This is a genomic window from Thioalkalivibrio sp. HK1 (genome assembly GCA_000583135.1).
GTDB lineage: Bacteria > Pseudomonadota > Gammaproteobacteria > HK1 > HK1 > HK1.
This window is the reverse complement of the sequence record JFBG01000039.1, coordinates 24,437-35,088: the sequence shown is the minus strand read 5'-3', so window position 1 is coordinate 35,088 and position 10,652 is coordinate 24,437. Positions and strand designations below refer to the sequence as shown.

Here is a 10,652-nt window from a genome sequence, read left to right as displayed (position 1 = left end):
GGGGGGGGGGGGGGGGGGGGTAGATTTCTTCGCTTTCCGCTCACCTCGTTTTTCTCTGCCGGGATTCTTCGCAGCGTCGGTAAAATTCAGGTAGGATTTCTTTGAGGCCGGAAGTTGGTATTCGAACATCTCTATCGCGCACCTGATGCTTATTGTAAATTCGAATCGTGAACTCTTGCGCTTTTGCAAGTCTTTGGTTCATTGACATGAACGAATCGAAATCGTCGAATACTGCTTGGAGCAGTTTGGCATGTGATACGTTAGCTTCCTTTGGAAGATTATTCATCTCCATCTCGCGATCAAAGGTGAAATATGAAAATTTCTCAGGTACTTTGTTGTCGAATTGTATGTCTGCATCGACATCGGTTCCCATAGACCCTAGATCGCCGAAGAAGGCACCGACGATCTAGATGTTTATTCCGTAGCCACCGCAGATCGCCTGCATGGCTCCAAAATCTCCAAAATTTTCCATGTCAGATCCAAGATGCATGACACTAATTATATGCATAAACGTATCTGAAGAATCGGAGTTTAGACTTTGGAGATTCCACAAGCCCGCGCTCGAATTTCCCGCGCCAATCAAAAGAGTGAGACCGAGGATAATCCTAGCTCTTTGGTTGCCAATGGCCATTTTCCTCATCCTTTAGGGCATTGTTGCGAGGCGATGGGTTGGTCGCCCGATAAGAGGTATCGAGCGAGTGCTGCGATGGCTACAATAGCCAACGCCATCATGACTCTTCGTTGCTCGGTGATGTATCTTTCGATCTTTCCAAGGGTGGCGACTCTCCCTTGATTGTCGATCGAGATATCTTCTATGGGCTCGATTCTTTTCACTTCCCTCATGATCGTGTTCTTTTCATTGATTTTCCTCGAAATAGACCCTTGAACTTCCATGCAGCGCCCGCCCCGCTATCATTCACTTGTCAATCAAAGAAAAGAAGAGACCGCGATGGACGTACTGACCGTGAGGCTTGTACTAAGGCGAGACCGAGGCGAAAATCCAAGAGGGTCGGATCGTTCTCGCATCTTGTCTAACAGAGATGGCCGAGCGTCGGTGCGGATGTGACCCACGAGTGCTTCGTGATCCGATTCCCTTCGGGTTCGAGGTCTTGAGTGTCCGCGCTTCGTCTGTTCGTTCTCGCGTACGAGCGCTATCCGCTTTCATCTTTGAGTCCCCCCGCCCGGATCGCAATCGAACGGGTGATGATCCCTTCGATGCCGCAGGCGGTTTCGGATTCGAAAGGCTGCGGCTCTCGCTCGACTTCTTACCGGTGAGGATCGTCGATAGGGGCGAGGTTCAGGACATTCTTCCGGTGTACTGCTACCGAGTGATGGCGAGAGCGTGTCGGAGGGATCGGGGTCGTCCGGGTGGGAGAGAAGAACATCGACAGAAGGGATGTGAGCGTATCCGAGATATGGGCATCTCGGGCAGCGTTTTTCGCTCGACATCGAGAAGGTGGCAAGCCCTTTGGCGGGCGGCATTGACTGGTACGGGGGTACCTTCCTCTACCGAGAGAATCCATCGAAGGCGGTCGGCCGTAGGCAGCCCCTCGCCCGGCTCGATCGGGTGATATTCAATCTGCGGGGATGGGGGCAGGTGGCTTGGCGGTCAGCGGTCAGTCGCTGGCAAGACAATCCGCAGTCCGGTTGTCCTCAGGCATCTTGCGGCGGTGCGCAGCGAGCGGGGGTTCGATGTTCGCTCGCCCAATCGCGGGGGATCGTGCGGCGAGCGGTGTCAGGGGCTAAAAGCCTTTTTTCGAGTTGCCCGATCGATCGCCGGCTTTCGAAGGAAGCATCGGGGCAAAGAGTAGTAAAATGCCCGCGATTCGGCCCGCGCTCGGCGAAGCGATGCGGGTGATCAGTGGCGGATTTCGCACGGGGCTGCAAGCCTTTCAATCGATCGGATAAACGAGGAGAGATTCGATGAACCCTTTGGACAGCATTACCGGAACTATCGTCTGCGGTGTCGTCTTGGCCTTGGTGTTGACTGCCATCGTTTGATGCCTTGATAAGGACCCGCGATTGGCCCTCTTTCTTCGGAGGGCGAAAAGGAAGGATTGAATCGAACTTTTTTCGGAGGATTGATTGATGGAACTACAGTCTCTGCTGGCATTGGAACGCTGGATTCACTTCTTGTCCGGAGTTGCGTGGATCGGGCTGCTCTACTACTTCAATTTCGTGCAGGTCCCCGCGATTGCTCAAGCCAATGCCGATAAGGATGGCCCCGGCCCAGCGGCCATCAATAAATATGTCGCTCCCCGAGCGTTGTTGTGGTTCAGGTGGGCGGCGGTGGTCACTTGGCTCTCGGGGGCGGCGTTGCTGCTTTCGCAGAACCGATTCGCAGACGCTTTCTTGCTCCAAGAAGCGGCGCGAGGGATCGGCATCGGGGCGTGGCTCGGCACCATCATGCTGTTCAATGTTTGGGTGCTGATCTGGCCCAACCAGAAGAAGGTGCTGGGGATGGTCCAGGCTACGGACGAGGAGAAGAACAAGGCGCGTCGTACGGCACTGCTGGCTTCTCGTACCAACACCATGCTCTCGATCCCGATGTTGCTCTTCATGGGTTCGGGGCACGGCCAGCTTTTCTAAGGGCCTGACGCCCTTTCCCCGGGTCCGCGATATTCGTTTTTTCGCGGCCCCCCGCACCGCTTTGCAGGCCGGGAGCGTTGACCGAACGCTCCCTAGGATCTTTGCTCGGGTGAGACGATGATCGAGAAGTGCTACCGATGAGGATTCTCGTCAGCAATGACGATGGTTATCTCGCACCCGGACTTCGAAGCCTTGCCGATGTTTTGAGACCCTTGGGCGAAGTGATCGTGGTCGCCCCGGATCGCAATCGCAGCGGGGCCAGCAACTCCTTGACCATCCGCAACCCGCTGCGTTATCGCACCATGCCGAACGGGTTCATCAGCGTCGAGGGCACTCCGGCGGATTGCACGCATCTAGCGATTACCGGCTTGCTGGATCCCGAGCCCGATATCGTGGTCTCCGGCATCAACGCCGGCGCCAATCTGGGCGATGACGTGATCTATTCGGGAACCGTGGCGGCGGCGATGGAGGGGCGTTTCCTAGGGTTGCCGGCGCTTGCGATTTCGCTCGCCTCCTACGAGTGTCGTCATTACGATACCGCGGCCGAGGTGGCGAAGTGTCTGGTCGGCTTGATCGCCGATCGTCATCTTGAAAAGCGATTGCTTGAAAGCGGGGCGATTTTGAACGTGAACATTCCCGATATCCCGCTCGGCGATCTCGGCGGGATTCGCGCCACGCGCCTTGGCCGTCGAAGGCAATCGGAAAAGGCGATCCCCGCCAAGGATCCCAACGGCGAGACGATCTACTGGTTCGGGAAGCAGGGCGAGGCGCAAGACGAGGGTCCGGGGACGGATTTCGAGGCCATTCGATCGGGCTTCGTCTCCGTCACTCCTCTTCACACCGATCTCACCAGCCACCGGGAGATGGACAGGACGCGGGAATGGCTTTGCGATCTGGCGATCCCCTGACCGGCGATTCAAACGACCTGCGCCAAAAGCAGCGCATCAAGGGTGTGGGCATGACCTCCATGCGCACCCGAGAGCGTCTGCTGGACCGGTTGCGGGCGAAAGGGATCGATGACGAGCGGGTGCTCGAAGCGATGCGCCTCGTTCCCCGTCATCTTTTCGTGGACGAAGCGCTCGCCAGCCGTTCCTACGAGGATATCCCTTTGCCGATCGGGCGAGGGCAGACCATCTCCCAGCCTTTGATCGTGGCGATGATGACGCAGGCCGTTCTTCGCGACACCCCCTCTCGTATCCTTGAAATCGGCACCGGCTGCGGATATCAAACCGCGATCCTCGCCTCGCTCTTCGATCGGGTCTTCAGCGTGGAGCGAATCGAATCGCTGCTCGTTCGGGCGCAAGAGCGCTTGGGTTCCTTGGGCTTTTCCAATGTGTATTTTCGGCACGGAGACGGGAACGAGGGCTGGCCCGAATTGGCCCCTTTCAATGCCATATTGGTGGCCGCCGCCCCTGAGAAAGTGCCGCCGATGTTGATCGAACAGTTGGCTCCCGAGGGTCGTTTGGTGATCCCCGTGGGGGGGTCGAAGGGGCAAAAACTGATGCGCCTGACTCGTTATCGCACGGGAAAGGGCGTTCAAGAAGAGATTTTGGATAGCGTGACATTCGTTCCGATGTTGGCGGGTCTTCGATGAGCACCGACTTCCCGATTCGGCGAAACACGGCTTCATGGGTCGGTGTGTGCACTCTCGTCGTTATCGTCGGACTGCTCGGTGGTTGTACCCAACTGGCGCCGGAGCAATTCGCCCCCGTCGGGCCGCCGACCAAACCCTTGGTGCCGGGGCAAGCCGGCGAATATGTCGTCAAGAAGGGGGATACCCTCTACGCCGTCGGTTGGGTATTCGGGATCGATTACCGGGAGCTCGAGAGGGTCAACGGCATCGAAGATCCCAGGAAACTTAAGATCGGTCAGGTTCTGTTGATCCCGGAGCGCACGAATCTGGAGTTCGCCTTCCCGGCGCTCGAAGCCGAAGGAGATCGGGGTAAAAGACCGGGTCCGATCGAACAAGCCAGAGTCGAGCCTGCGAAGGCGGCGGAGAAAACGGAGAAACCTGAAAAATCGGCGCAAGGCGATCAGGTGCCGGATAAGACCGAAAAGCCCGCCGAGGCTGGGGATGCGTCAAAGGGCGAGGGTGCAACGAGCCCGGCCGCAGCGCCGGCGGCACCGGAGACCTCAAAGCCCACGGTGATCGCCGCCGCCCCCGAACCCGTTCCCCCTGCGCCCCCGAAGGCGCCCCCCGCGTCCTCTACGCCACCCGCAGCAGCACCGGCATCCAAGCCGGGCGCGAAGGCTGAGGCCGCGGATTCGCGAGCGCGAACCACCCCTTTGCCGAGCGCCCCGACCCGAAAGAAGCCACTCCCCGCTCCACCTTCCACCAAGGTCGCCATCGCAAGGCCCGATTCGGCGCCGCCGCTGCCGACCAAAGTCGATCGCTGGACATGGCCCACATCGGGCAAGGTCATCGGCACCTTCAAACGCGGAGGCGGCAAAGGGATCGATATCGGAGGCGAGGTCGGTCAGCCGGTCAAGGCCGCCGCCGGAGGGGAGGTGGTTTATGTCGGCAACGGTTTGGTCGGCTACGGCAATATGATCATCATCAAACACACCGAGGATGTTTTGAGCGCCTACGCTCATAACCGCTCGATGGATGTGAGAGAGGGAGAGTTCGTGCGCGCCGGCGATCCGATCGCCGAGATGGGAAGTTCCGGCACGGATCGAGTCAAACTGCATTTCGAGATCCGGCATCGAGGCCAACCGGTCGATCCCTTGAAGCGGCTCCCTCGCTAGCGATATAAAAAGCGGCGCTGCGAAAAAATCAGGCAGTGGCGGATCGATACGAAGCGACCGAGAATTAGCCGACCAAGGAATAGATTGGCTGAAAGTTCTTATTGCGCAAGCACGGGATATCGTCTCAGCTGGCGTTCGATTGCTATCCTAGGAAGAACATCCCCGATCAATGCGCACCGCGATGCTGATGCTAAGTTCACCGAATCCGAATCCGAGTACCTTTCTCGCACCGGTGCGAAGGTGCGCGACGCGCTCGGAGAATGGAGAGCGTTCGGAGACGAAGAGGGATACAGCATTCGCTACAAGGACACACCGGACGGAGCACCTCGGTACTATCCGAGCGGTCTGACCGCATCGCGTAGGTTCCCTTCCCTTTTCCCTTTCGACAGGAGCAAGACCATGACCTACGAGATTCAATGCAATACGAACAAGCAAGCCGACTCTGACTGGCACCTAGTCTATATAGTACCGGCCGGAAAAGGTTCCCGTCCCGCGGATCTTTCGAAAAAAAAGAGGATGCGAAGAAATGCTTACGCTCGCTCCGTGAAGCGGAAGTGAGTAGGGACGCTATCCGAGCCCGTACGGAACGGGGGGACGGGACAGCGTCCCAACTTCGAAAAGACTGCGAAAAGGTCACCTTGTCGGAAATAGAGAGCATCGCACCATATCACGCATACCAACCAATCCTATTGATTCAACACTGCATCGCTCGCCACTTATCGGATTCTTTTTCTTCATGCAAGCATTCCATATATGCGTCATGATCTCCATCTTTGAGATGGGAGCATTCAGCAGCACCAGCCAATGCCCCAATAACACCTACAGCTAGCAAGCTTGGAACACCTCCACAGCCAGTAGAGAGATACGGAAGCGAACAAGGCACCAGAGAGAGCGAACAACCGCATAGAAGGGTATTTCATGGGGTTCTCCAGAATGAAATCAAAGGATGGTAGACAATCGAGCAGATCGTACCATGCAGATCCGCGATGCGATTGCGGTCTGACTAGGAGCGAGCGAATCTTGGAATAGGGTGCTATGGGACTTGGGACGCATTGACCGGCTGACGACTCGACACCTGCAATCGGAAGCACTTGCGACGGGGATAGGGTATCGCTGGGACGGGTTAGGTCTGACTTGCGAGGTTCGAGCGAATGCGAGATTTACCGCGCAGGTGCTGACCCGTACCGGCGGCGGAGGTGCACTCGTGAATAACAGTGCTACGGGAGAGGTGCGATAACGATGCAAGCGCGGAGCGGAGCCCTAGGGTATACTCCGAAGGAAACGACCGAGGAGGAGAAAACCATGAGCGTTCCATCGGAATCCGACAAACATCTTGCCGATTCTTTTAGGAGAAAGAGCATGACCCAGACGGAAAAGCAATGCCTCACGCCCCGGACTGCTTCCGCGATCCGCTTGAAGAGAATCATCCCGATGGTCCTCTTTGGAGTGTTCCTCATCGGTGCGAGCGGGAACGCTGCATCGTTATCGTGGGAGCCGGGTCCAGAATGCGTAACCGAAGGCAAGGATTGCGATCCTTGCCCCTCCGGATTCGAGGGGAATTACGGGGGATGGATTTGCAATAAGCCCGCAGAGAATCCGCTCTGGGCGAAGGGTTTCTTAGATGAGGTCGCAGAGAATCCGCTCTGGGCGAAGGTGTTGGAGGATGCGATGATGGATGCGAACTATTGCTACCTCTACCCGAGCAGCAAGATCAAGATAGTGTGCGCGGACGATAAGCAAGGGGAGGAGAGGAACGAGATGGATGCCAACTCGTATCTCGTTTATTGCGCTATCCTGAGACACTCATCCCTGAGACACTCATCAAAGTACTGGCGCGAGAATTGCAGTTTCTTCCATTTGCATGATGTGCGTTTGCCGGAAGAAGAGTATTATAAGGCTCTGAAACTGATAAAGTATCCGCCACCCGAACCCGAACCCGACTACTTGAAATGGTATTCTTCCTCATTGAAACAGATTACCCTCGATGCGTCAAGCGGAGTTCGCGGAATGTGGACGCGGACGATCCCCCGGCACATTGCGAGATGACTCCCTCGACCCCCCAGCGGTATCCGTCCGAGAGCGTCACGATTTCCCAGTGTTTCGGATTCATTCCGTCGAGAGCGTAGACTATCGATTTCCGTATCTTCACGCTCGCGAGGGTCTCCGAAACGAGCGCGTTTGATCTCGCGGTCTCGCTCGCGAAGAGTGCTTGAAACGCGCAGCGAGCGAAGACGGCGAATACCTCCATTCCGTCCCAGTCCGAACTTACTCCGCCGACCTCCCCTCCTATGCACCATAGCACCGGTGCGGATGCGGACGGAATAACCGGCCGAACTATCTTCGGAGGGTCCGGTATCTCATATAAGGTGAGAGCGTAGGTTCGGACGGAGGATGCGGAAACCACGCCGTCCATCCATCGATTAGATCAGGTACTGCGCGATGAGTAGCTGGCGGACTTCCGTTCGGTTCTGAGGGGGAGCGGTAAACGAATCCGTAGCGCGTAGAAACCTCGCTCGCGCTCCGTCGAGCCGGCTCGTTCCTCGACCCTTCGTGGTATCTCCGTCCGCCGGTGCTTTTCGCTTGATGCGGATCGGAGTCCGGTAAATGATGCGGTTCTTCACTCGCTCGCTCCGCCCGGTTTCGCAGGTGCTTCTGAGGGTATTCCCTCCCAGTTGTTTACGAATGGAGCATCCCTACCGATCATCGACCGGAGTTCGGATTTCATAAGGACCGCATCTCCGCTCCCCGGCATCAGTCGAGAGACGGAAATCAGGTCTCCTTCAGCGCCTTGAAATCGCCGACGTGAACCAATCCCCAGTCGATAGCGAAGTGCTCTCCCTCCGGTAGCAGTCGAGCGGATAAAGGTGCGAGGATACGCGCAGCGTGTCCCTTCAGACAGGACTCCGTATAGAGACGCATCAATCGCGAGATGCTGCTTCCGAAGGTATTTCCTCCTCCATCATGTCCGAGCAACACCGGAGGAATCTGGAAGATACGCGCTCCGTCCTCGACCGAGAATTGACGAAGAGAGAGCGTCAGAGTCTTGCGGGGTCGGAGAGAGCGAGTGAATCTTCGCTCCGTTTCCGAGTACGAGAGGAAGTCGACCTTTGCTATCTATCCATTCCGAGAGGTAATCCGCAAGCGCGGTCTGAGATTCCTCGGAGGGCGCATCATCGAAAAGTATCCCGATGTCCGCTTGCAGTGCTCCGCCGTCCTTCCCTCGCTTGAAAAACCTTCTTATGAACCGCTCGGCTGCGAGCGATGTACCGAGGGTAGATCTACCTGACGGGATAAAAATCGGTCTCGATGCGCTTTGCCCGCGAGCGTTCGTCCCGCCGACCGATTTCAGCGAGCGATCGCCAAGTCTCGCAGACCTACATCGAATTCGGTATCTCCGTCGAGATCGTCGGGAATGACCGAAAACGAGTATTCGCCCGGTCTCCGATCCGACCTTATGGACGGAGACGGAGATCGGATTGCAGGTAGACAGGAGCGGAGCACCGAGCGCGGAGCGATGGATGCGGATGACCGCATTGCCGGATAGCAGCTCGAGGTGTCTTTCCTACCGGTATTTTTTGGGTCTTTATACGGCACCCGATGATCGATAATCTTTCCATGAACGCCGATGACGCTGCCGATAACGTTGCCCGAGGATACCGGATGAAACTCTCAGCCAAACAACTCGTCGATTTTTGCACGAACGCCTATATCGCGATGGGTGTTCCCCAAGCCGACGCCCGCCTCCTCGCCGATTCCTTGGTGCAAGCCGAACTTTGGGGTCATCCCTCGCATGGTGTGATGCGCACTTTTTGGTATGGCAAGCGGCTGCAATCCGGGGCGATGAGGGCGCGCACGAAGAGCGAGTTGGTTGTCGATGCCGGAGCCATCGCGGTGATGGATGGCAACGAGGGGATCGGCCAAGTCATCGCCACTCGCGCCATGCAAGAGGCCATCGCTCGCGCCGAGGCACACGGCATCGGTGTCGTGGCCGTGCGTAACTCCGGACATTTCGGTACCGCCATGTACTACACCCGCATGGCCGCACAAGCCGGTTGCATCGGCTTTCTCACCACCAACGGCAGCCCCTCGATGGCTCCTTGGGGTGGCCGCACCAAGCTCATCGGCAACAACCCTTGGTCCATCGCCGCCCCCGCAGGCAAATACGCCCCGATGATGCTCGATATCGCCAACACCGTCGTCGCTCGGGGCAAACTCCATGTCGCCCGGAAAAAAGGCGAATCCATCCCCCTCGGCTGGGCCGTTGACAAAGAAGGCCGCCCCACCACCGATGCCGCCGAAGGGATTGCCGGCAATATCCTCCCTTTTGCCGGGCATAAAGGGTACGCCGCTTCGATCATGATGGATGTGCTGTCCGGCATTTTGAGCGGCAGTCATTTTGCCGATACCATCGTCGGGCCATACAGCCCGGAGGGCAAGAGCGGGGTCGGGCATTTCGTGTGGGTGCTTGACATCGCCGCCTTTCGCCCGTTGGCTGCCTTCGAAGCGGATATGGAGACCTTGGTGGAGAAAATTAAGGGTAGCCCGCCGGCGGTGAAGGGCGATGAGATCTATTATCCCGGGGAGTTGGAGGCGAGGGCGGATGCGCGATCGAGAAGCGAGGGAATCGCGTTGCCTGATGATGTGGTTTCGGAGTTGAATGCGCAGGCAACGGCGTTGGGGGTGAGGTCACTTTCGTAGGTAATTGGATTCCTTTGGTTTGGTCACTCCGCCTGCTTCACGATGATTCGATGGGAAGCAGCAGCGCGATCACCTTTCTTCCTTCCGATCCCAAGATATTGAAGGTGCGGCAGGCGGCGGGGGTGGACATGACATCGACCCCGATCCCCTCGCTCATCAAGGAGGCGAAGAGGGTTGCAGGCAATATCCGGTGCTTTTCACCGGTGCCGACGATGACCAGCTCCGGCTCGAGGGTGCGCAATCGCTCGCAGGTGCTCTCACCGAGATCTTCGATCCCTTTTTCGGGAGAATCGGTGATGACCTCATCCGCCCCGAGCACGATCGTGCCGGTGAAGATCTGGTCGTTGACGGTGATGGAGCCGGTGCCGTAGGCGTTGATTCGCTGCTTGGCACGGCTTTCCGAATGCAGTTTCATGGGTTTTTCGATTCCTTTTTACCGATATTGCTTTCGATCCTCGAAGGAGCGCTCTTTTACGGTACGATGCCGGATCGATGAAAATCCGACGTTAGGAGCGGGTCTCAGCCCAGAAGACCCGTCCGTGAATCGGCGGATGCTCGTACAAGATCCGCTCTGTCCGCTCTATTTTAATTTCGAACGAGGATAAAGTGGCGGATGG

The 10,652-nt window shown here is 57.3% G+C and carries 11 protein-coding genes; 7 read left to right on the top strand and 4 right to left on the bottom strand.

Annotated features, from left to right (window positions below):
* Nucleotides 1-40: 40 nt before the first annotated feature.
* Both BF99_RS0111265 and BF99_RS0111255 read right to left on the bottom strand, forming a co-directional pair.
* Nucleotides 41-373, bottom strand: coding sequence for a hypothetical protein (locus tag BF99_RS0111265; RefSeq protein WP_025770932.1), 333 nt, complete (start codon nt 371-373; stop codon nt 41-43).
* Nucleotides 374-636: 263 nt separating this feature from the next.
* Nucleotides 637-894, bottom strand: a complete 258-nt coding sequence (locus tag BF99_RS0111255) for a hypothetical protein (RefSeq protein ID WP_025770930.1) — start codon at nt 892-894, stop codon at nt 637-639.
* A 1,194-nt stretch (nt 895-2,088) separates the two neighbouring features.
* Here BF99_RS0111255 and BF99_RS0111240 point away from each other — a divergent pair.
* The 6 genes from BF99_RS0111240 (at nt 2,089) to BF99_RS0111220 (ending at nt 7,383) form a co-directional block, all read left to right on the top strand.
* The gene (locus BF99_RS0111240) at nt 2,089-2,589 is read left to right on the top strand and encodes a urate hydroxylase PuuD (RefSeq protein WP_025770929.1); all 501 of its coding nucleotides are present in this window, start codon (nt 2,089-2,091) and stop codon (nt 2,587-2,589) included.
* A 137-nt stretch (nt 2,590-2,726) separates the two neighbouring features.
* Entirely contained in the window at nt 2,727-3,497 is a 771-nt protein-coding gene (surE, locus tag BF99_RS0111235) for a 5'/3'-nucleotidase SurE (protein WP_025770928.1), read from the top strand.
* A 50-nt stretch (nt 3,498-3,547) separates the two neighbouring features.
* The gene (locus BF99_RS0111230) at nt 3,548-4,183 is read left to right on the top strand and encodes a protein-L-isoaspartate(D-aspartate) O-methyltransferase (protein WP_051482885.1); all 636 of its coding nucleotides are present in this window, start codon (nt 3,548-3,550) and stop codon (nt 4,181-4,183) included.
* Nucleotides 4,180-5,337 (top strand): peptidoglycan DD-metalloendopeptidase family protein, encoded by a 1,158-nt coding sequence (locus BF99_RS22030; protein WP_025770926.1) that lies wholly within the window; start codon nt 4,180-4,182, stop codon nt 5,335-5,337. The genes BF99_RS0111230 and BF99_RS22030 overlap by 4 nt, the downstream gene beginning before the upstream one ends.
* A 1,030-nt stretch (nt 5,338-6,367) precedes the next feature.
* Nucleotides 6,368-6,574: a hypothetical protein gene (locus tag BF99_RS22965; RefSeq protein ID WP_156013281.1), complete on the top strand. Its 207-nt coding sequence runs from the start codon at nt 6,368-6,370 to the stop codon at nt 6,572-6,574.
* Nucleotides 6,575-6,639: 65 nt separating this feature from the next.
* Nucleotides 6,640-7,383, top strand: coding sequence for a hypothetical protein (locus tag BF99_RS0111220; RefSeq protein ID WP_156013280.1), 744 nt, complete (start codon nt 6,640-6,642; stop codon nt 7,381-7,383).
* Nucleotides 7,384-8,106: 723 nt separating this feature from the next.
* On the opposite strand, the gene BF99_RS23770 is transcribed toward BF99_RS0111220, so the two are convergent.
* The gene (locus BF99_RS23770; protein WP_231471375.1) at nt 8,107-8,256 is read right to left on the bottom strand and encodes a hypothetical protein; all 150 of its coding nucleotides are present in this window, start codon (nt 8,254-8,256) and stop codon (nt 8,107-8,109) included.
* Nucleotides 8,257-8,952: 696 nt separating this feature from the next.
* On the opposite strand from BF99_RS23770, the gene BF99_RS0111205 reads away from it, so the two are divergent.
* Nucleotides 8,953-10,035, top strand: coding sequence for an Ldh family oxidoreductase (locus BF99_RS0111205; RefSeq protein ID WP_025770923.1), 1,083 nt, complete (start codon nt 8,953-8,955; stop codon nt 10,033-10,035).
* A gap of 37 nt (nt 10,036-10,072) precedes the next feature.
* On the opposite strand, the gene BF99_RS0111200 is transcribed toward BF99_RS0111205, so the two are convergent.
* Nucleotides 10,073-10,450 (bottom strand): Mth938-like domain-containing protein, encoded by a 378-nt coding sequence (locus BF99_RS0111200; protein WP_025770922.1) that lies wholly within the window; start codon nt 10,448-10,450, stop codon nt 10,073-10,075.
* Nucleotides 10,451-10,652 lie beyond the last annotated feature (202 nt).